Genomic DNA, 20,939 nt, shown 5'->3' with positions numbered 1-20,939 from the left:
AATCTCCTTTTTATACATTTCATACATCCACAATATTATATCATACTGCCGAGCTTGTCATCTAACAAGAACGGCAGTTATGAAAATTATTTTGAAATTTTCATGATGTTTTCTTGGCCAGCTTTGATTTCACCGGATTCTTGAAGGTCAATAAATTGTCCTTCACTTAAGTTTGTAAATACAATTGGTGTCATTAAAGATGGTACTTCTGACTTAATTTTATCAATATCAACCTCTAAAAGTTTTTGACCGATTTCTACTTGATCTCCCTCTTGTACAAATGCTTCAAATCCTTCTCCTTTGAGGCTGACTGTATCAATCCCGAAGTGAATCAAGATTTCAAGTCCACCATCAGACTGGAGGCCGATGGCGTGTTTTGTTGGGAACACATTTAAGATTTTTCCTCTTACTGGTGAAACCACTGTTCCCTCTTTTGGCAAGATAGCAAAACCGTCACCCATCATTTTCCCTGAGAATACTTGATCTGGCACATCTGTAATTGGATGCAGCTCCCCTGTAATTGGTGAAGCAAACATTTCTTCCCCTTGTTCGTTTTGAAGCGGTTTTGCAATGACTTCTTCAACCTGCTGGCTAACTTCTTCTTTTGCAGAAGGGTCTTTCGCTGGTCGAGGTGTGCGCCCTGCAATAATGTCTTGCATTTGTGTTTTTAAATTATCAGAGCGTGGACCAAAGATGGCCTGGATGTTATTTCCTACTTCAAGGACACCTGAAGCGCCAAGCTTTTTCAAGCGGTCTTTATCCACTTTTTTCTGATCATTTACAGTGACACGTAAACGCGTAATACAAGCATCTAGGTGTTTAATGTTTTCTTGGTCACCCATTGCTTCAAGAATTTCATAAGGTAAGTCATCGCCTTTTCCAGATTGAGTGCTGCTTGCACCGTCAGCTGCTTCATCTTCTCGTCCTGGCGTTTTCAAATTAAACTTGCGAATCGCAAATCTGAATCCGAAGTAGTAAATGACAGCCAGTACGAGACCGACTGGAATGACAAGCCACCAAGCGGTTCTATTCGGCAGGATACCAAATAGGAAGAAGTCGATTAACCCTCCTGAGAAGGTCATCCCGATTTTCACGTTTAGAATATCCATTATCATAAAGGATAATCCAGCAAATACACAGTGAATCGCAAATAATATCGGTGCAACAAACAAGAATGAGAATTCAAGCGGTTCAGTGATCCCTGTTAGGAAAGAAGTAAGGGCCGCTGACCCCATAATTCCTGCTACAAGTTTTTTATTCTTAGGTTTGGCTTCATGGTAAATCGCAAGTGCTGCTGCTGGAAGTCCAAACATCATGAACGGATATTTCCCTGTCATGAATGTACCGGCTGTCAGCTGAACACCATCTTTGATTTGCGCCATGAAAATACGCTGGTCACCACGGATAATATCTCCTGATAAGCTCTTATAGCTAAAAAATTCATACCAGAATGGTGCGTAGAATATGTGGTGTAGACCAAACGGAATTAATGAGCGTTCAATGACACCAAATACAAAGGCAGCTAGCGGCTCATTCGCTGCAAGCAGTCCAGTTGAAAATGAGTTCAATGCACCTTGGATTGGCGGCCAAATGACGAGCATCAAAAGCCCTAAAATAAGTGCTGAAATCGACGTAACGATTGGAACAAAACGCTTACCAGCAAAGAAGCCAAGATATTGCGGGAGCTCAATTTTGTAAAATTTATTAAACATATAAGCGGCTAATACCCCGACAATAATCCCGCCAAACACGCCGGTAGACAAGGTCGGTATGCCGAGCATATTCACATACGCTGGATGACTTTCTTTAAAGAACTTAGCCAATTTGATTGAATCGGATGGAATGGAACCGTTGGCCATTAATACGGCACTCATCGTTACGTTCATGACAAGGTAACCGATGATCGCGGCAATCCCTGCCACACCGTCTCCATTGGCAAGACCGATGGCAACCCCTACAGCAAATAGGAGCGGAAGATTCGAGAAGACAATATTCCCCGCATTCTCCATAACACTAGCAACAAGCTGAATTGTATCATTGCTTAAAAATTGAGCGACATCAATCAGCTGCGGATTTTGCATCGCATTTCCGAGTGCTAGTAAAATACCAGCAGCAGGAAGGATCGCAACTGGAAGCATAAGTGCTCGTCCAATTTTTTGCAACACACCAAAAAGTGATTTAAACACTGGTTGAACCTCCTTTTGTTTTCGCTTACAACATGCATTTCAATGACACACTGACGTACATTTCATAATTAACCGTTTACATTTCACTTTCAGAACACAAAAAGGGCATGGTGATATAAGGTTGCGCAAATAACAGGATCTTATCCTGTATTTACCTTAAGTCACTCATGCCTGATCGAATCAGTTACACGTTTCAAGGAAACTATGAAATTTTATTCGTCAATCTGTACAGGTGAAGTGTCAAATAGACAGCTTCGGCATCTTGTACAGGCTTTTTCAATGCATGTTGCAAAATTTTGATCATTTTCCAAGCAGTATTGTAGCATAAAGGATATTCATTTTTCAATAGATGAAGCAACTTTTCTGGCTCCTCTAATGATTCTTCCCGTTTTATACGTTCAATCGAAAACGTAATATGGCGCAGTAAGCGTAAATAATGAATACTTTCTCTATCTACTTTCATATGAAATGCATCTTCTATGACTTGGACCATTTGTGTCATGAGCTGTGAATGACGGTTGACCTCGGATAAAGGCCGGTTCGTTAAAGCAGAGTGAATGTGGAGCGCAATAAAGCCAATCTCTCCTTCGGGCAGCTTTGTTTCAACATCTGGCCGCGCATTTATCAGTTCCACGACTTCCTTTGCGACCTCGTATTCTTTCGGGTATAAGGATTTCGTTTCAAGCATAAAAGGATTGGTGATATCATAGCCTTGCTTAACTCGCTTAAAACTAAAGGCAATATGATCTGTCAGTGCAATATGAATATGCTCATTTAAACGATGCCCCATTTTTTCTCGTATATGATAAATGACGTCATTGGCAAGCTCAATCATGTCCTCATTTATGTGGTGCAGCAATTGTTTGTATTCTGTTTGCTCTTTTGTATTCTTTAACACAAACATTTTCTCAAATGCCGCTTGATCGAGAACGTCACCCGATTTTTTCCCAAAGCCGATCCCTTTATCAATCAGGACCACTTCACCTAAAGAAGGGTGTTTTGCGATGATGACATTATTATTTAACGCTTTATCAACGGTGAAGGATTCCATGAACATCCCCACCTCCTTCTTATTCAATCCTTCTTATCGTACAAAACAGATGAAACGTGCGTCAACGATTGTTTTTCAAAATAGTCGTTGTGCGCTCAACGAGTCGATATGACAGCACTCTTTTTTCTGGTGCCTCACCTTGTAATGCTTGCTTGAACAAGTCAAATGCTTCCTGCCCCATTTGTTTAAGAGGAATGTCTATACTAGAAATCCCCAATGCTTCACTCAATTGATCGTTTTGAAAGCCAAGTATGGCTGGTGATTCTCCAACGTTTATTTGGTGACGCTGTGCTTCTAGTAAAAAACCTGCTGAGACATCATCGTTTGTAATCAGTAAGGCTGTCGGACGATTTTTCATCTCTTTCCATTCTGTAAATAATTGCTTGCCATCAAAAATGGTCAGTTTTCCTTCAATGATCCATTCCTCATCAATCTCCTGCCCAAGCGACCGCATCATTTCTTGATAAGTCTGAATGCGAACTTGGCTATTCTCCCCTTCTGTTCTAGCAAGAGCGATTGCGATTCGCTCATGACCGCATGCCGCTAAGTGTTCAAGCCCTTCCTTAAAAGCCTGATCATGCGCAATCGATACCGATGAACATGGATCATGCGGAGTAGGATGACAAAAGATAATAGGACCAGATTCCTGCCACTTTAAAATGTCTCGATCACTTAACGCATTTGAGCAAAAGATTAAACCATCCACACGTTGCTCTTTTAAGCTCATTAATGCTTCTTTTTCCTTTACTGGGTCATATCCTGTTTGAAACAAGGCAAAATGCATTCCGCACTCCTGTGCTTTCTCTGCAATCCCTGTGACAATTCCGCTGAAATAGGAGTGATCAATTGTCGGAAGTACAATTCCAAGCATATTGGAATATCCCTTTGCTAAATGTACTGCCTGAATATTCCGTGTATATTTGAGCTCTTTCATCGCACTAAGTACGCGCTCTCGCTTTTCTTCTTTGACATAAGGATGATCATTCATCACTCGTGATACGGTGGTAACAGATACACCCGCTCTTTTCGCAATATCCCTTATGTTAGGCATTTTTTCTCCTACTTTCTCTTGATATGGTAAGCGTTTCATACTTTAAGATGTATGTGAGCTGAACAAATCACTGGGTGGAAAGGGGAATTCAAGATGGGTATTATCATATGGATCATATTATGTTTGACTATTTTGTTTTCTGCTCGATTCGCACTACATCCTTTAGGAAAAGAACATAAAATCAAGCCGTTTCAATCAATTGATGATTTTTTTGTTGATAAGGATCGCAAAGAGTGACAAAAAAATCACGATGACGCTCCCAATACTTGGACGTTCATCGTGATTTTTTTCATTACTTGATGATCGTCAACTCTTTTGGATAATTGGTTAAGGTGACTGGGCCATCTTTTGTAATGAGAACATCGTCTTCAATTCTAACCCCGCCGACTCCTGGTACATAAATACCCGGCTCGATCGTATAGACCATCCCTTCTTTTAGAAGGTCATCATTTGCTTGACTCATAGAAGGGAACTCGTGAACAGAAACCCCGAGTCCATGCCCTAGACGGTGAGGGAAGTATTCGCCATACCCTGCTTCTGCGATCAGCCCTCTTGCTTTTAAGTCAAGGTCACCAATTCTCACACCCGGCTGGCTCATATCAAGTGCTGCCAATTCGGCTTTCAAGACAGTGTTGTAAATATCCTTTTGTTGTTCAGTCGCTTCTTGATAGATGAAGGTTCTTGTAATATCTGAACAATAGCCATCCACAATCACGCCGAGGTCAAATAAAACAAAATCACCTTTTTTCAAGGCTGCCTGCCCCGGATTTCCATGAGGTTCTCCTGATTTTTCTCCGAATAGTACCATGGTTGAAAAGGACATGCCCTGAATGCCTTTTTTCTTCAGTTCATATTCGATGACAGCAAGAACTTCGGTTTCCGTCACCCCTTCTTTTAGGGCATGTACCCCAATTTTGACGCCTTCGTCTGCCAATTGAGCAGCTTTTTTCAATGTTTCAATTTCAGCTTCGTCTTTAATTAGTCTTAGCTGATTGAGCACATCTTCTGCCCGGACGAATGTTTCTGCCCAAGTGACAGCTTGAAGCTGCTCTGCTCTTTGCAAAGGAATGGATTCTTTTTCAATCGCTAGGCGAGTCGCTTTTACTCCTCGTTTTCCTAGTGCCTTTTGTATGAAATCAAAGGGGTTTTCATGGTCTTCATATCCAATGAGATCTCCAGCCCATCCCGCATTTTTTGCTTGCTCAACTTCCATCTTAGGCAAAATGAAAAATGGATCTGCTTCCTGAAAAACAAACAGCCCCATCACTCTTTCATGCGGCTCTGTAAAGTATCCAGATAGATAGAATACATTCTCCTTTGTATGTATAAATGCACCTTGAATGTCTTTTTTCTTAAGCCAAGAAGACAAGTTTTTCATTCGATTCATCGTGATCCTCCTCACACGTTTGACTACTGATCTATTGTATCAGTTTTCACTGTATTTCGCACAAAAGCGCACTGACCTAAAGCCAGTGCGCTTTTGTGATTTGCTTAAGAAGCACGAAGCAAACGAAGTCCGTTTAAAATAACCAAAATCGTACTGCCTTCATGCCCAATGACACCAAAAGGTAAATCAAGAACTTGTAAGAAATTCGCACAGATTAACAAACAAATAACTGTTAATGAAAAGATGATGTTTTGTTTAATGATTCGGTTCATCTTTCTTGAAAGACGGATCATCTTTGTTAGATTGTTTAAGTTATTTTTCATTAAAATGAGATCTGCTGTTTCTAAAGCAACATCTGTCCCTCCGCCCATTGCGACGCCAACATCCGCTGTGGCGAGTGCAGGTGCATCATTGATTCCATCTCCGACCATAATGATCGAATCACCTTGTTTTTTCAATTGATTGACTTCATGTACCTTTTCATCTGGAAGACATTCAGCGACAACGGTTTGGATGCCAGCTTCCTCTGCAATCGCTTCAGCTGTTTTTTGCTGATCCCCTGTGAGCATGACGGTTTGGATGCCTAAATCATTCAGCTCCTGAATCATTTTTTTGGCTTCAGGTCTGATTTGATCTTTCAAACCGAGACAGCCGACGACTTCTTGATTTTTTTGAACATAGACAACTGTATATCCTTTGGATGAAAGAACATCACCATTCTCTTCAATGTCACGATCCATTGAAGCTTTTCCGGCAAAATCTTTCTTCCCAATCCGCCATGTGTCCTCATTTAATTGTGCTTCCACACCAAAACCTGATGTTTCTTCAATGGTTACGTGGGCTGCCCGCTCTGTATGATGCTCTTTTGCCATATCAGAAATGGCTTTAGCTAATGGATGGTTTGACTGACTTTCAATTTGATAGAGCGCTTGATAAAAGGTCGATTCATCTTGCCCTTTTGCCAAAACTACTTTTTCAACAGCTGGTTTTCCACTTGTAATCGTACCCGTTTTATCAAATGCAATCATCGTACTTGTGCCCAGTTTTTCTAAAAAGACACTTCCTTTTACAAGCATACCGTTTCTTGCACCGTTTGAGATGAGTGAAAGAGCTGCTGGCATAATTGAGGCAACAAGTGCACAAGGCGAAGCAACCACCATAAACACCATCGCACGGTAAAACGTTTCACTCATGCTCCAGCCAAGTACAAAATGAGGCAGGAACATTAAAATCGCCACAGTGATGAGTACACCTTTTACATATGCACCTTCAAATTTTTCAATAAATGCTTGGCTTGGCGATACACTTTCTTGTGCAGATTCCACAAGCTTAATGATTTTATGAAAAAGTGTTTCTTCATTATGTTTTGTTACTTCTACTGTTAATGAACCATTTAAATTCACTGTTCCTGCAAACACATCTTCCCCTTGCCCTTTTTCCTGAGGCACCGATTCACCCGTTAAGGCAGATTCGTCTACACTTGTTCTTCCGCTCATGATCACACCATCTGCTGCAATTCGTTCGCCCGCTTTGATTAAAATACGATCGCCTGGCGTAAGTGAAGAAGCAGCGATTTGGATGGTGGTGCCATCTTCTTCAATTAAAGTGGCTTCATCTGGAGCGATACTCATTAAGGCCGTTAAGTCTTTTTTACTTTTATTTGACGTATACGTTTCTAGCGCACCGCTGAGCGAAAAAATAAAAATTAAAATGGCGCCCTCTGCCCAGTAGCCAATGATCGCTGAGCCTATCGCAGCAAATATCATTAAAAGTTCTACATTTAATGTCTTGGATGAAATGGTTTCTTCAATTCCTTCCTTTGCCTTTGCAAAACCACCAATAACAAAAGCAAGAATAAAAAGAGGAATACTCCACATCGTTTCATCCTTTAGAAACCATCCAATCAAGATGAGAATCCCCGAAATGCCTGCTGCGATTAATTCTCCGTGCTGTGCCCATTTATGAAAGAGCGAGTTAGATCCCTTTTGATCTGTCGTTTGATAAAGTGCTGTATTCTCATTCATGATTACTTTCTCCTCTCTAATTGATAATGATTTTCACATTATCAATCGTTGCCCGTTCCGTTTACCATCTATATTTTCTGCTATTTCAAGCTTTTTATAGGTCTGTAACTCATTATAACAGGTTCTGATCAATTTTCAATTAATAATTATTATAATTTCTTTTTGATAATAATTATCATTATTAGCACCCGACATTTCTTCCTCTTTCTGAGCACATTTTATTCATCTGAAAGGTAATTGAACACAAAAAAGAACCAACGGATCGACCATTGGTTCTTTACAGAAAGCTTGTGTTCTAAGAATTAGTCCACTCTTTGATTTGTTTTTTCGTCAGCGGACCTACATGGTTTTTGACCACTTCACCCTTTTCATTGATGAAAAAAGTCGTCGGGATCGTAATGATTTGGTATTTCTTCATCATTTCGCCGTGCTCATCGAGAACGATCGGAAATGTAAACTTTCTGTCTTTCACAAATTGGGCAACAGCATGCTTGCTTTGCTCAGCACCAAGTAAATTAACAGTCAGTATGTCTACATCACTTTGATTTTCTTTCACAATCTGTTCAAAGGCTGGAAGCTCCATTTTGCAGGATGGGCACCACGTTGTCCAAAAATGCAGAATGGTCCGCTTCCCTTTCACCGGGATCACCTGCGTTTCACCTGTTAATGTAGGAGCTTCTATCCTCGGCGCCATGACAGGCTCTTTTGCTTCAGCCTCTATGTTCATCAGAAATAAAAGAAGGGTCATCATGAGAAGACTGGCGGGTAGATATTTACGATTCATCAGCATCTTCCTTCCTGATTTTCCTATAGCTTGCCCGCTAGCTGCACATGACATTCAAGCTTTTTTCAATGTAAGAAACATGGAGACGCCGAGTTCCTTGCAAATCGTCGCATAATGCAAAGCCGTTAATAGCAGCATCCCCGTGTTCATTCCTAAGATAACGCCCATCATATTTAAGGATTCGATGGATCCTAGGAAATACACCATAGAGAACGACACCACGTGCACCCATATATTATGTAGGAACACATCTTTAATAAGACCCATACCAATTAAGCACGCTTGAAACGGCATCACGAACAGGTGGCATAAGAAGTAAGGCCATAGCAGCTGTAAATAGACGGCTGCTTGAGGTGAGTCAAAAAAGAGCTGCGTGAGCGGATAAGCGAAATAATACATGATCATCACGGCTGGCACCCCATATCCAAACGTAATGAGAATCGCTTGTCTGACACGTTTTTTCACGAGATCATACTGCCCCAAGGCATAGGCTTCTGATACATTCGGAATCATCACAATCATAATGGAATGAGCGATAAACGCCGGAAAAAAACCGATCGACATCGCTACGCCAGCAAGCATTCCGTAATGATCAACAGCAAGCGTACCAGAAATGCCCGCTGCAACGAGGGCTCCTTTGATTAAAAACGGTTCAATCGCATTGGCAATGGCATGAAAGATACGCATACCTGTTGTCGGAATGGAGACCGCTAACAAACGTTTTCTGACGTCAATCCCTCTTAACTCAACCGATCTGACATTCACAGCATTTTTCGCCATGACGTATTGGGAATATAAATAGATAAAGACGACGAGATCACTTGCAACAATCACACCAATCGCGATAAGCACCGCTGTTTCAATATCAAACGAATACCAATGAAAAAACAAAAACAAACAGATAAGCTGGATTGTTTTTTTCAACATATTGGCTAGAGCAATTCTGCCCATTTGCTGCTTGCCCATAAAATAGCCGCGTGCAATGGAAGTAAATGCGATGATTGGAATGAGTGACAGAACCAAGCCCTTCATCAGCGGATGATACGATTGAAATACAGGAATGAAAGGCAGTACAATGGCTGCTATTGACGTTGTTGTGCATGTCACCACAAGCGTCATTTTAAATGCATGGCGAAGCATACTTTTATGAAGCCGCTCATGCGATTCTGCAATGAATTTAGAAATGGAGACTGGCAGCTCTAAGCTGGCGATCACAAGCACAAGCATGATGATGGGAAGGATGCTCATATATAAACCCATTCCATGTTCTCCAAGCTCTCTCGCTAAAATCATATTGACTAAAAACTCGATACACTCAGCAATGAAAGCTGCGACAGATAGCAGAATGACCCCTTTTACAAATCGATTCATGTAGCCTCCCCTTGTCTAAAAGCAAATTCTTTTCACATTCTATGAGACAAGTCCTGAAAATATTTTAATAATTGAAGACAAAAAAACAGCGACTGATTGATCGCTGCTTTTCTTTACACTGCAAACACATGACGGCCAATGCGTTCTACAATTTTACGAGAACGAATCCAGTTATCTGTCGCCGTTTTTGGATTATAAAAATAAATCGCCTTTGTTGTTCTGTCATCTTCTTTGACAACCTGCTTCACTGCTTTTACGGAATCCTGGTCTGCCTTATCATTGATACTTCCATTTGATACTGGCTGGAAGGCATTTCGCTGATAAATCACGCCTCTGACACTGTCAGGAAAAGAGCGGTGTTCCACGCGGTTTAAGACGACGCTTGCTACCGCTTTTTTCCCGGCGTAAGATTCACCTTTTGCTTCGGCATGTACCAACCGAGAAAGCAAGTCCATTTCTTCATTAGAATAGTGTGATTGATTTCTTGAGCTTGCTGGCTTTGCCGTTTCCTTTTTCTTCGGATTCGGCTTCGGTTTTGATGCCTTCTCCTCTGTTGACGTGCTTAGCATTTTCACTTTCGGCTGATGTTTCTCCTCTGAAAACGCTGGGATCACAGTATGCTTTTCATCTTGATCTATATATGAAAGCTGATGCTTTACAGGTGCTTGTTCAAGTTTCTGACTTAATGTGCCTTCTTGCTCTTGTATATTGTCCATCTTGATCGCTGAGATGAGCATAAGGATGGCAAAAAGAGCTGTATGAATTTTGATCATTCGCCTCATTCCTCCTTTAATCAATGTAGGCTGTAAGATACTTGTCCACTCTAACAAGAGCTTCTTCTATTTTCACGCACAAAGATTTTCATGCCTGTCCAAATTCCGTCATTAAATGGCATGTCCTAGTTGAAATACGCATGAACTGGTAATGTAAGCGTTTAACATAGTCTCTTTTTAGCCTATAATCATCCTTATGCTCCTGATTATGGGTTATTACATTTTCTTTTCATATGTATCAAGCTGGTTTGAAGTGTGACAAAAGAACCAAAATAAAAAGCTTTTTCTCATGAATGAGAAAAAGCTTTAGCTTCTTGCTTCTTTAAGATATTCAAAAATAACATCTCCACCATGCTTGGCGATTCCGCGAAAATGTTTAAAATCATCTTGATTGACCAATACAGAACGAAATGTTAAAAAATCATCCTTTTGAATGGTCACTTGTTTTTCAGTTCCATTCCGTAATGATTCTAGTATTGTGTTGATGTGTTCTTCAGTCAAAAAAACCGCTCCTTTTCAGCCTTGATCAAATATTAAATATACCATTCGTTTTCAAAGCGTACAACGAAAACGAAAGAAAAACGTCTTTATCCTTTACATTGGTATGAAAATATTGCAAAATACTTTTTAATAGGGAATGAAATCTGTTTTTAAAGGAGAGGGATCGGTTGAAGATTGCAAAAATTGGGAATGTGATCGAATTTAGAAATGGTTTAACAGGTGTAGTTGAAAAAGTGAATGAAAACTCTGTTATTGTGGATGTCACCATTATGGACAACTATAGAGATTTAGAACTGGATTCACTAACAGTCGTTAATCATAAAAACTATAAAATCATCAAAGACTCCGTACATTAATTTGCAATCCTCAATTCAGACTACCGTTACATAAGGATATACACAGCAAAGCTGACTCGTGTGACAGCTCTGTTCTCTTTTGACAATCACATATGAAAAAGGCTGACAACCATATAAAGTGGCGTCAGTCTTTTTGCGCGTGAAAGGTTTGCATTTCCGCTTTTGTTTTGTACATGTCAACTTCTTCAGGTGTTATCACGCCTTTATCAATTAAAAGGGCGATCACTCCAAGTAATGTGGAGGCACTCCATTTATATCGTTCTTTGTTTTGATGTTCAAGCATCTGAAGCTCTTCCTTTAATTCCATCAGTAGCTTCTCTGTTTTGTCTTCTTTGTTTGCCAACACAAACGCCCCCATTTCCATTCGCTCATTTCAATTTTATCTTAAAGTAAATATATCAAGAATAAAAGCACGATACACCTTTACAAACATACGTTCTGTCGTGTATACTATACATACGAGCTGGTAGCCCCCAGCCGTCCTAGCAAGTTCTATTCCTATTGGTATGAGAAGAGTGACATGACTCTTCTCTTTTTTTATGCGCCATGATGATCTATTCCATAAAAAAAGACATGTCATCCGCATGTCTTTTCTTATTAATTAGCGATTATCAATCGTTTCTGGATACATATCGTGATTCATCATACGATACGATGCCATCTCTTCATACTTTGTCCCAGGTTTTCCGTAGTTCGTATACGGATCAATTGAAATACCGCCTCTTGGTGTAAATTTGCCCCATACTTCGATATATCTTGGGTCCATTAATTCAATGAGGTCGTTCATGATAATATTCATACAATCCTCATGGAAGTCACCGTGGTTACGGAAGCTAAACAAATATAATTTTAATGATTTACTTTCGACCATGATTTCATTTGGGATGTAGCTGATATACACGGTCGCAAAATCTGGCTGCCCTGTTTGCGGGCAAAGTGATGTGAATTCTGGGCAGTTGAATTTCACAAAATAATCTCTATTCGTGTGTTTATTCGGGAACGTTTCAAGCACTTGTGGTGCATAGTCAAACAAGTAATTGGTCCCCTGATTTCCTAGTAAAGTGACACCTTCTAATTCTTCTGGTTTTCTTGTCGTCATTTTGTTTCTTCCTTTCTATACGCCTCGTTTATTTCCCCACAATAGCGTGTGCAATTGTGGTAGGACTCTCACACGATTCAAATCAGGATCTTGCGCTACTTGATCTACAAGCATTTCGTATTTCTTTAATAAGTGCGTCAATAGGTACGCATCATCAGCTGTTGTTGTATCATCATTTCCCACCTGCAAATAAAAAGGAAGTTCTGGGTATTTCGCATGGACATCCTTTGCATAGGCTAGATCAAGATCATCAAAGATGACGACCTTCAGGCTTGCATGATGCAATCTGTTTCCATTTTTCAATTCATCTATGATACGCGTTAGTTTCGTAAAATCTGTTTTCATATTTGAACTTGGTGGTTTTGGAGAAATGGTTAAATCATCTATCTTCAAAAACCAATCTTGATACATCGTACCCTGCGTTTCAAGCGCCGTATCAATTCCTTCTTCATGCAATAAATCAATAAGTGATTCCATTTGTTTCAAAAGCGCAGGATTCCCACCTGAAATGGTGACATGAGAAAATGCCTTTCCACCTATTCTCTTCAGCTCTTTTACAATGTCCTCTGCCTGAAGCCACTGAATATCATGCTTAGCTGATCCATCCCATGTAAAAGATGAATCACACCAGCTGCAAGAGTAGTCACAGCCAGCCGTTCTGACAAACATGGTTTTTTGGCCAATGACCATTCCTTCTCCTTGAATGGTTGGACCAAAGATTTCTAAGACAGGAATCGCTTTAGTCATTGAGCTCAACTCGTTTCGGACGGTAAATGCAGTAGCTTGTTGGTGTCTCTCTGACAAAAACTTGAACACATACTGGTTTGTTCGCTAAAGTCGTTAAATATGCGGCCACTTTATCATACACAGTCTTTGCGACAACCTCAGTGGTTGGCATCGCATATGGATCATTCGATGAGAATTCTTCATGGTCATTGAGCAGTGTATGGTCGTACTGTCCATGAATGAGTTTTTTTAGCGTGCTGAAATTCACAAGGAAACCTGACTCATCTAAATGATCTCCTGCAATCGTAATGTTGATCGTATACGTATGACCATGTACACGGCTGCAGGCGCCAGCATCTTCTCTTGGGATAAAGTGTGCTGCCGATACATGCATATCTTTATTCAATTCAAACGAAAATGGGTGATCCGTCTGTGGATAGATTTGAGAAAGCATTTAGTTCGCCTCCTTCATGTCCATATAAGTGTCATAGCCATTTTTCCGAAGCTTACATGCAGGACATTCCCCGCAGCCATCAGAAATGATGCCATTATAGCAAGTGAGTGTTTCATTTTTCACAAAATCTAGCGCATTCAGTTCATCAGCCAGCTTCCACGTTTCAGCTTTATTCAGCCACATGAGCGGCGTATGGATGACAAATGGTTTTTCCATTGCCAAATTCACCGTGACGTTACAAGATTTCACAAACTCATCTCGGCAATCTGGGTAGCCGCTAAAGTCTGTCTCGCACACACCCGTGATAATATGACGTGCTCCGATTTGATACGCTAGAATGGATGCAAAGGATAAGAAAACTAAGTTTCTCCCCGGAACAAATGTGGAAGGCAGTTCTCCTTCTTTTTCTTCAATATCAATGTCATCTCTTGTTAAGGCATTGGGTGCAAGCTGATTTAAAAGAGACATATCTAATAGATGATTTTTCACACCTAGCTTGTCAGCAATTCTTTTGGCGACATCAATTTCTTCTTGATGACGCTGATTATAATGAAAGGTTACCGTTTCAACCTCTTTAAATTGTTGAAGTGCCCATAGTAAACATGTCGTACTGTCCTGTCCCCCGCTAAAGACAACGACCGCTTTTTCATTTTTCATTTTTCCTTTTCCTCCTTTTGCAGACCCGTACCACCGCACAAAGCTGCATCTGAAAGGTTCATTAAAACCCCTATTTTCTCAAAAGAAAAGACACCTTTACATGTGTATGAGGTGTCCCAGCCATAAAAAATAAAAAATGCCACATCCAAGGATACGGCAAGTCCTTAGTTTTTTATAGAGGGTTTTGCTAGAACCTCTCCCGTTTTCACGGATTTTTGTTCAATTTTCACAGAGGATAGTGTACCACATAATTGGTGTACAAGCTATCCCTTCTTTACTTATCACCTGATGCAGGCACTTTTTTCAGACAAAGGAAGAGGATAAAAAAGATACTGACATAGCCAAAAACAGGGTAAACCGTTGAAATGAGTGTACCGTATCCAATTTTACTGATCACATAGCAGCAAAGAAGAATAAAGGATATCGTATACGTACTGTTCAATCGGATATACGCCCTCACTTGTCTTTCGAGACCGTATAAATTTCCTATAACGGATGTAAAGACTTCACCAAAGATCACGAATATATAGATGAGATGAATGGAGTTTGCGACTTGATACACCACTTGGGCCATCGGAATATCATACGCTTCCAGCATTTCTAATGAAGAAAGGGATAAAAAGCAGGCGAGCAGAATGAGTGTCAGCATCAGACCTCCAAGCACCGCTCCCTTTTTTATAACGGCTTCGGATGTCATTTCGTTTGCGACCGGCACTAATACGGCTTGAGACAGCGCTAAATTAAATGCACCATATGAAATCGCAGACAACATCCATTCGCCCTCTCCCATTTGCAGCCCCAGAACGTGGCTTTCACCGCTACTAAACACAAATGAGTCTAGAAACACAATCAGCGAAAAGAAAATCAGCATTGGAACGACAAGTACATTGACACCAAATAACCCTTTTGACCCTTTAAAAAGGACAATGACACTTAAAATAATCGTTAAAAAAATACCATATTCTTTTGAGATGCCAAGTTGTTCTTCAAAAATAGCGCCTGCGCCAGAAATCATCACTGACGTCACACCTAGTAATATAAAAAACATGACGATGTTAATATATCGACTCGCAGCAGCTCCAAATAAAAACCGATTCATATCTTGATAAGACTCCGCTTCAATTCGTTTGGAAATCAGCATCATTTTTGCGCCAAGGCCGGTAAAAATAACACCGCTAATCAAAATCCCGATCAATCCAATCCAGCCAAAACGAACAAAAAATTCTACGATTTCTTTTCCTGTCGCAAACCCAGCTCCAACCACTGTTCCTACATATACAAAGGCAAGCTGAAAAGCGGATTCATTTGAACGTTTCATATGACCCCTCCGCACCCATCACTTTCGATTGTCTCTTTTTTATCCTATGAGACAAGTTCCTTGAAAAGAAGGACAAACCATGATTAAATGCAAAAAAGGATTTTTCATTCAGCTATGAGCAAAACAGTTGAAAGTCAAAATAGGTCAGAGTATACTATAGTCAAAGATGGTCAAACAACAGACCATTTTATTTAACATTCATTGGTCAAATAAAGTCAAACTTTATTTTAAGGAGGTCATGGCTCATGCGTTGTCAACATTGTCAAGTGAATGAAGCAACTATTCGCCTGAATATGCAAGTAAATTCGTCCCGTAGCCAAATGGTTTTATGTGAAGACTGCTATACCTCTTTGATGGAACAGTCAAAAATGAAAATGGGTCCTAACCTTTTCGGAGGCAGCTCATTCTTCTCTGAGCAAGCAGGACATGCGACGAGCCAAGAGCGGCCTAAACAAAAAGGCTTGCTAGACGAGCTTGGCCGGAACTTAACGGATGGCGCACATGCTGGTTTAATCGATCCTGTCATTGGCCGTGATGAAGAAGTCACAAGAGTCATTGAGATTTTAAATAGAAGAAATAAAAACAATCCTGTCCTCATTGGTGAACCTGGTGTTGGTAAAACGGCCATAGCCGAAGGACTAGCACTAAAAATTGCAAATGGAGATGTACCAAATAAATTAAAGAACAAACAAGTTTATTTATTAGATGTCTCTTCACTTGTGGCAAACACAGGTGTACGTGGTCAATTTGAGGAACGGATGAAGCAATTAATCAAAGAATTGCAAAGCCGGAAAAATATCATCTTATTCGTTGATGAAATTCATCTTCTTGTAGGCGCAGGCTCTGCCGAAGGGTCAATGGATGCCGGAAACATTTTGAAACCAGCTCTAGCTCGAGGGGAACTGCAGCTAGTAGGTGCGACAACATTAAAAGAGTATCGTCAAATTGAAAAAGATGCTGCCCTTGAACGCAGGTTCCAGCCCGTCATCGTTGATGAGCCAACACAGGATGAAGCATTCGAGATATTAAAAGGCATTCAAGATAAGTATGAAGCCTATCATGGTGTCACCTATTCTGACGAAGCCATTAAAGCGTGTGTTCAATTATCTTCGCGGTATATTCAAGACCGCCACTTGCCGGATAAAGCCATTGATTTAATGGATGAAGCAGGTTCAAAAGCGAATCTCTCCATTGATGCAGCAAGTGAAGATGAATTAACAAACCGTCTTGCGCAAATTGCCGCTGAAAAACAAGCTGCTTTAAATGAAGAACGATATGAAAAAGCAGCGAAGCTTCGAGACGAAGAAGAAGCGATTGAAGCGAGATTGCAAAACAAAACAAATGACAAAGAACATGTCGTCACAGCTGAGGACATTCAGTCGATTGTAGAACAAAAAACAGGTATCCCTGTCGGCAAACTGCAAGCAGACGAACAAACAAAAATGAAAGAAATTGATGTCCGCTTAAAAGCCCGTGTCATTGGTCAGGAACATGCGGTTGAAAAAGTGGCGAAAGCCGTAAAAAGAAGCAGAGCCGGCTTAAAATCAAAACACAGACCAACTGGCTCCTTCCTTTTCGTTGGACCAACAGGCGTCGGGAAAACCGAATTGTCTAAAACATTAGCGGAAGAATTATTTGGCTCAAAAGAAGCGATCATTCGTTTAGATATGAGTGAGTACATGGAGAAACACTCCGTGTCCAAAATCATCGGTTCTCCTCCTGGTTACGTTGGACATGATGAAGCCGGCCAGCTCACGGAAAAGGTTCGCAGAAAACCATACAGCATCATTTTGCTCGATGAAATCGAAAAAGCGCACCCTGATGTCCAGCATATGTTCCTTCAAATCATGGAAGATGGCCGTCTAACAGACAGCCAAGGCAGAACCGTCAGCTTTAAAGACACAGTCATCATTATGACAAGTAACGCTGGCAGCACAGATAAAAAAGCAGTCAAAGTCGGATTCCAGTCTGAACAAGAAGAAGCCATCGAAGAACAATCATTGATTGATTCACTGAGCGCTTATTTCAAACCGGAATTCTTGAACCGTTTTGACAGCATCATTCAGTTTGATTCATTAGATAAAGACGATTTAGTCAAAATTGTGGATCTTCTGCTCAAAGATTTGTCAGAGCAGTTAAAAGAACAAAATCTAACTGTTCACGTCACAAACGAAGCGAAAGAAAAAATCGCTGAACTTGGTTATCATCCAGCATTTGGGGCTCGTCCGTTACGAAGAACGATTCAAGAGCATGTTGAGGATCAAATGACGGATATCTTGCTTGAAGAAGAACAACTTACTGGATTTACAGTCGATGTTGAACATGACGAAATTGTTGTGAAAAAGAGCTAAGTACATCCTAAGGAGGATCTTCAGCTCCATCATGTTGAAGTGTCTAAATTCCATCTGAGCGCCGACGCTCCCCCGCCTCTTTTCCTTTACGATAAAAGAAAAAGAGGTGGATCACATGGATCACATGATCAATTGGAACTACGATTTGATCAAAATCATACATGAAGAAAAATTAAAAGAATTGCTCTTAGATGAAACAGCTCAAAAAAGATGAAGTTTCCAGATTGTTGACAAAGGGCTAAAATGAACTTGATTTTAGCCCTTTGTCTTCTTTTCAGCGTGATAGAAAACCTTTGCAGTCTAGGAAGGACAGCTACTTGTGCGGAGCGAATTTGGCATTCGTGAGCACCAGAGCGCAGGACTGACACCGAATGCGAGGGTTTGTCTACACGCTGAAAACTCCCTTTTATATGAGGGAGTTTCTTTTTTTACGGCTTTCAGAAAGCGCTTTCGTCAAAATTTCTTCACATAAACTGTCTTAATTTTATATTCTGACTAAAACCCTTCTAGAAGACACCGATATTAACTATAGAAAAAGATAGTTAAAGGATTTGGTGAGATAATGGACAAAACATCGTTAATTGGTATTATTTTAGCATTTATTGCACTGAGTGTCGGTATGGTTTTGAAAGGTGTGAGTCTAACCGCTCTTATCAACCCGGCGGCTATATTGATCATTGTGGTTGGGACAATTTCAGCTGTTGTCATTGCCTTCCCATCTAGTGAAATTAAGAAAACACCAAAATTATTCGGCAAAATTTTCAAAGATAGCAAACTTCCAACGATACAAGAAATGATTCCTCTATTTTCAAACTGGGCACAAATTGCTCGTCGTGAAGGTCTTTTGGCATTAGAGGCAAATCTTGAGGAAGTCGATGACGATTTTCTAAAGAACGGCTTAAGCATGGCAGTTGACGGTCAAAGTGCTGAATTTATTCGCGACGTCTTAACTGAAGAAGTCGATGCCATGTCGGAGAGACATCAGTCAGGCGCATTAATCTTTACACAAGCTGGTACATACGCTCCGACTCTAGGGGTACTTGGTGCCGTTGTCGGACTTATTGCCGCACTTGCAAACATGGGAGACATTGAAGCACTTGGACATGCGATTAGTGCTGCCTTCGTCGCCACACTGCTTGGGATTTTTACAGGGTATGTGTTGTGGCATCCATTTGCCAACAAGCTGAAGCGTAAATCTAAGGAAGAAGTAAAGCTTCGTCTCATTATGATTGAAGGGATTCTTTCTGTCCTTGAAGGCCAGTCTCCAAAGGTCATTGAACAAAAACTTCTGATGTACTTACCAGCAAAAGAACGTGCAAATCTTGTCATTGAAGAAGGAGAAAAACAGAATGGCTAGGAAACGTAAAAAACATGATCATGAAGACCATGTAGATGAGTCTTGGCTGATCCCTTACGCCGATCTTCTTACGCTTCTTCTCGCCCTCTTCATTGTGCTGTTTGCATCTAGCTCCATTGATGCGGCAAAATATGAACAGATGGCTAAATCGTTTAATGTTGTCTTTACTGGCGGCACTGGCGTAATGGACCAATCAAGCATGCAGAGCACCGAAGAAACAGAAAACAGCAATCAAACCAAAAAATCCGCAGAAGATGAAGAAGAAGAAGCAAAAGCGAAAGCTCGTGACCAAGCGGTTTTAACAAAGGTTAAAAAGCAAGTAGATTCATTCATTGCGGATAAAAAACTTGGTTCGAAGCTTGAAACAAAGCTGACGGATGAAGGTCTGCTTATTACAATTGAAGACAGCATCTTCTTTGATTCTGGGCGAGCGGTGATCCGCTCGCAGGATGTTCCGTTAGCCAAAGAAATATCCAAGCTGCTCGTCATTAACCCTGCTCGTGACATCGTCATTAGCGGACATACAGATAACGTTCCGATTCGGAATTCTGAATTTGAATCCAACTGGTATTTAAGCGCCATACGTGCGGTCAACTTTTTAAATATTCTCCTTGAAAACAGCAACCTAGACCAAGAGAACTTTAGCACAAAAGGTTACGGTGAATTTAAACCGATTGCCTCTAACGATACCGCAGAAGGCAGAAGTAAAAACAGACGCGTCGAAGTTCTTATTTTGCCAATTGAGAAAAAAGCAAAATAAATAGGAAGCCAGCAGCTTCCTTTCAGATCATGACAAAGGGCTAAAATGATGTTTATTTTAGTCCTTTGTCTTTCTTATGAGCGCGTTTGAAAGCGCTTGTCGTTTATCGGTGCGCAGGACTGACACCATATGCGAGGATTAGTCTACATACTAAAAAGGAAGCCAGCGGCTTCCTTTTTTATGTGTTTATTCTTTATGATCATATAAATGCTTGGCACGCAGTCCTACATGTTTGAGCATATCGATGCAGGCATCCTTTTCCTCTTCACTAAGCACACTGATCATCTCGTGAATCTCTTTTGCATGATCTGGGAAGATGTCATCAAGCAACGCTCTTCCCTGCTCCGTAATATGTGCAAATGTCACCCTGCGGTCTTCTGCACAAGCTTTCCGGCTAAGGAGTTCTTTTTTCTCCAATTTATCAACCACATACGTGATGCTTCCGCTTGCGAGTAAGATCTTATCACCTATTTGCTGAAGCGGCTGATCACCTTTATGATACAGCAATTCTAATACAGCAAATTCAGTCGGATTCAGACCGTGCTTCACAATATGTTTGTTCATGTGGTGATTAATGGAGCGATAGGCACGTGATAGTACAATAAATAATTTCAAAGATTTCTCAACATTATGATTTTCCATTTTTTATCATCCTTTATGAAATGCAACCCACTAATGTGACATTAATAAACAATAAGTAAAATGTCAACATGTTGAACCATTTTTAGCATGA

Annotated in this window: 20 protein-coding genes and 1 riboswitch; of the genes, 4 read left to right on the top strand and 16 right to left on the bottom strand. The window is 40.6% G+C overall.

Translation table 11 applies throughout. From position 1 onward, the window contains the following. Positions 1-86: 86 nt before the first annotated feature. The 9 genes from ptsG to BA79_RS01550 form a co-directional block, all read right to left on the bottom strand. On the bottom strand, positions 87-2,186 hold the full coding sequence (gene ptsG / locus BA79_RS01590) for a glucose-specific PTS transporter subunit IIBC (RefSeq protein ID WP_008348062.1): 2,100 nt from the start codon (positions 2,184-2,186) through the stop codon (positions 87-89). A 202-nt stretch (positions 2,187-2,388) separates the two neighbouring features. After that, on the bottom strand, positions 2,389-3,243 hold the full coding sequence (glcT, locus tag BA79_RS01585; protein ID WP_017359435.1) for a glucose PTS transporter transcription antiterminator GlcT: 855 nt from the start codon (positions 3,241-3,243) through the stop codon (positions 2,389-2,391). Between the two features lie 55 nt (positions 3,244-3,298). Then, a complete protein-coding gene (locus tag BA79_RS01580; protein WP_035700550.1) occupies positions 3,299-4,288 on the bottom strand; it encodes a LacI family DNA-binding transcriptional regulator in 990 nt (329 codons plus the stop codon). Positions 4,289-4,580: 292 nt separating this feature from the next. Next, the gene (locus BA79_RS01575) at positions 4,581-5,675 is read right to left on the bottom strand and encodes a M24 family metallopeptidase (protein ID WP_035700548.1); all 1,095 of its coding nucleotides are present in this window, start codon (positions 5,673-5,675) and stop codon (positions 4,581-4,583) included. A 104-nt stretch (positions 5,676-5,779) separates the two neighbouring features. After that, complete coding sequence (locus tag BA79_RS01570) at positions 5,780-7,699, bottom strand: heavy metal translocating P-type ATPase (protein ID WP_007498723.1); 1,920 nt, start codon at positions 7,697-7,699, stop codon at positions 5,780-5,782. A gap of 295 nt (positions 7,700-7,994) precedes the next feature. Continuing rightward, positions 7,995-8,483 (bottom strand): endospore biogenesis thiol-disulfide oxidoreductase StoA, encoded by a 489-nt coding sequence (gene stoA / locus BA79_RS01565; protein WP_008348077.1) that lies wholly within the window; start codon positions 8,481-8,483, stop codon positions 7,995-7,997. A 54-nt stretch (positions 8,484-8,537) separates the two neighbouring features. After that, positions 8,538-9,854: a polysaccharide biosynthesis protein gene (locus BA79_RS01560; protein ID WP_007498728.1), complete on the bottom strand. Its 1,317-nt coding sequence runs from the start codon at positions 9,852-9,854 to the stop codon at positions 8,538-8,540. Positions 9,855-9,967: 113 nt separating this feature from the next. Further along, complete coding sequence (locus tag BA79_RS01555; protein ID WP_008348079.1) at positions 9,968-10,627, bottom strand: cell wall hydrolase; 660 nt, start codon at positions 10,625-10,627, stop codon at positions 9,968-9,970. 306 nt (positions 10,628-10,933) lie between these two features. Continuing rightward, positions 10,934-11,128 carry a hypothetical protein gene (locus tag BA79_RS01550; protein ID WP_008348081.1) on the bottom strand — a complete coding sequence of 65 codons (195 nt, stop codon included), beginning with the start codon at positions 11,126-11,128 and terminating at the stop codon, positions 10,934-10,936. Positions 11,129-11,295: 167 nt separating this feature from the next. Here BA79_RS01550 and BA79_RS01545 point away from each other — a divergent pair, with 167 nt between their 5' ends. Next, entirely contained in the window at positions 11,296-11,484 is a 189-nt protein-coding gene (locus tag BA79_RS01545; RefSeq protein ID WP_003211747.1) for a YkvS family protein, read from the top strand. Positions 11,485-11,608: 124 nt separating this feature from the next. Here BA79_RS01545 and BA79_RS01540 read toward each other — a convergent pair whose 3' ends face one another. From BA79_RS01540 to BA79_RS01515, 6 genes are all read right to left on the bottom strand, one after another. Beyond that, positions 11,609-11,827, bottom strand: coding sequence for a hypothetical protein (locus BA79_RS01540; protein ID WP_035700544.1), 219 nt, complete (start codon positions 11,825-11,827; stop codon positions 11,609-11,611). 258 nt (positions 11,828-12,085) lie between these two features. Beyond that, positions 12,086-12,583 (bottom strand): preQ(1) synthase, encoded by a 498-nt coding sequence (gene queF / locus BA79_RS01535; protein ID WP_003211403.1) that lies wholly within the window; start codon positions 12,581-12,583, stop codon positions 12,086-12,088. A gap of 15 nt (positions 12,584-12,598) precedes the next feature. Beyond that, complete coding sequence (gene queE, locus BA79_RS01530) at positions 12,599-13,330, bottom strand: 7-carboxy-7-deazaguanine synthase QueE (protein ID WP_008348085.1); 732 nt, start codon at positions 13,328-13,330, stop codon at positions 12,599-12,601. Further along, positions 13,323-13,763 carry a 6-carboxytetrahydropterin synthase QueD gene (gene queD, locus BA79_RS01525; protein WP_008348088.1) on the bottom strand — a complete coding sequence of 147 codons (441 nt, stop codon included), beginning with the start codon at positions 13,761-13,763 and terminating at the stop codon, positions 13,323-13,325. Before queD ends, queE begins: the two co-directional genes overlap by 8 nt. Then, on the bottom strand, positions 13,764-14,420 hold the full coding sequence (gene queC / locus BA79_RS01520) for a 7-cyano-7-deazaguanine synthase QueC (protein WP_008348090.1): 657 nt from the start codon (positions 14,418-14,420) through the stop codon (positions 13,764-13,766). Between the two features lie 158 nt (positions 14,421-14,578). Continuing rightward, positions 14,579-14,623: riboswitch (PreQ1 riboswitch) on the bottom strand. Positions 14,624-14,694: 71 nt separating this feature from the next. Then, positions 14,695-15,738, bottom strand: a complete 1,044-nt coding sequence (locus BA79_RS01515; RefSeq protein ID WP_008348094.1) for a YkvI family membrane protein — start codon at positions 15,736-15,738, stop codon at positions 14,695-14,697. A 245-nt stretch (positions 15,739-15,983) separates the two neighbouring features. On the opposite strand from BA79_RS01515, the gene BA79_RS01510 reads away from it, so the two are divergent. From BA79_RS01510 to motB, 3 genes are all read left to right on the top strand, one after another. Continuing rightward, the gene (locus tag BA79_RS01510; protein WP_035700539.1) at positions 15,984-18,089 is read left to right on the top strand and encodes an ATP-dependent Clp protease ATP-binding subunit; all 2,106 of its coding nucleotides are present in this window, start codon (positions 15,984-15,986) and stop codon (positions 18,087-18,089) included. A 562-nt stretch (positions 18,090-18,651) separates the two neighbouring features. Next, complete coding sequence (motA, locus tag BA79_RS01505; protein ID WP_008346088.1) at positions 18,652-19,446, top strand: flagellar motor stator protein MotA; 795 nt, start codon at positions 18,652-18,654, stop codon at positions 19,444-19,446. Further along, the gene (gene motB / locus BA79_RS01500; RefSeq protein ID WP_024719648.1) at positions 19,439-20,206 is read left to right on the top strand and encodes a flagellar motor protein MotB; all 768 of its coding nucleotides are present in this window, start codon (positions 19,439-19,441) and stop codon (positions 20,204-20,206) included. Before motA ends, motB begins: the two co-directional genes overlap by 8 nt. Positions 20,207-20,392: 186 nt before the next feature. Here the strand turns inward: motB and mhqR are convergent, their stop codons facing one another. Then, on the bottom strand, positions 20,393-20,848 hold the full coding sequence (gene mhqR, locus BA79_RS01495; RefSeq protein WP_003211701.1) for a MarR family transcriptional regulator MhqR: 456 nt from the start codon (positions 20,846-20,848) through the stop codon (positions 20,393-20,395). Between the last annotated feature and the right edge of the window lie 91 nt (positions 20,849-20,939).

Origin of the sequence: Bacillus altitudinis 41KF2b (genome assembly GCF_000691145.1) — a bacterium.
Taxonomy (GTDB): domain Bacteria; phylum Bacillota; class Bacilli; order Bacillales; family Bacillaceae; genus Bacillus; species Bacillus altitudinis.
Note: the sequence above shows the minus strand (reverse complement) of the source record. Positions and strands in the feature narration are given on the sequence as shown.

What these genes read in the sequence shown, in the direction of transcription:
- BA79_RS01555 (WP_008348079.1), bottom strand. Translation starts at nt 10,627, where the DNA reads ATGATCAAAATTCATACAGCTCTTTTTGCCATCCTTATGCTCATCTCA.
- stoA (WP_008348077.1), bottom strand. Translation starts at nt 8,483, where the DNA reads ATGAATCGTAAATATCTACCCGCCAGTCTTCTCATGATGACCCTTCTT.
- motB (WP_024719648.1), top strand. Translation starts at nt 19,439, where the DNA reads ATGGCTAGGAAACGTAAAAAACATGATCATGAAGACCATGTAGATGAG.
- BA79_RS01580 (WP_035700550.1), bottom strand. Translation starts at nt 4,288, where the DNA reads ATGCCTAACATAAGGGATATTGCGAAAAGAGCGGGTGTATCTGTTACC.
- BA79_RS01570 (WP_007498723.1), bottom strand. Translation starts at nt 7,699, where the DNA reads ATGAATGAGAATACAGCACTTTATCAAACGACAGATCAAAAGGGATCT.
- queC (WP_008348090.1), bottom strand. Translation starts at nt 14,420, where the DNA reads ATGAAAAATGAAAAAGCGGTCGTTGTCTTTAGCGGGGGACAGGACAGT.
- glcT (WP_017359435.1), bottom strand. Translation starts at nt 3,243, where the DNA reads ATGTTCATGGAATCCTTCACCGTTGATAAAGCGTTAAATAATAATGTC.
- BA79_RS01575 (WP_035700548.1), bottom strand. Translation starts at nt 5,675, where the DNA reads ATGAATCGAATGAAAAACTTGTCTTCTTGGCTTAAGAAAAAAGACATT.
- mhqR (WP_003211701.1), bottom strand. Translation starts at nt 20,848, where the DNA reads ATGGAAAATCATAATGTTGAGAAATCTTTGAAATTATTTATTGTACTA.
- BA79_RS01515 (WP_008348094.1), bottom strand. Translation starts at nt 15,738, where the DNA reads ATGAAACGTTCAAATGAATCCGCTTTTCAGCTTGCCTTTGTATATGTA.
- queF (WP_003211403.1), bottom strand. Translation starts at nt 12,583, where the DNA reads ATGACGACAAGAAAACCAGAAGAATTAGAAGGTGTCACTTTACTAGGA.
- queE (WP_008348085.1), bottom strand. Translation starts at nt 13,330, where the DNA reads ATGACTAAAGCGATTCCTGTCTTAGAAATCTTTGGTCCAACCATTCAA.
- motA (WP_008346088.1), top strand. Translation starts at nt 18,652, where the DNA reads ATGGACAAAACATCGTTAATTGGTATTATTTTAGCATTTATTGCACTG.
- BA79_RS01560 (WP_007498728.1), bottom strand. Translation starts at nt 9,854, where the DNA reads ATGAATCGATTTGTAAAAGGGGTCATTCTGCTATCTGTCGCAGCTTTC.
- queD (WP_008348088.1), bottom strand. Translation starts at nt 13,763, where the DNA reads ATGCTTTCTCAAATCTATCCACAGACGGATCACCCATTTTCGTTTGAA.
- BA79_RS01510 (WP_035700539.1), top strand. Translation starts at nt 15,984, where the DNA reads ATGCGTTGTCAACATTGTCAAGTGAATGAAGCAACTATTCGCCTGAAT.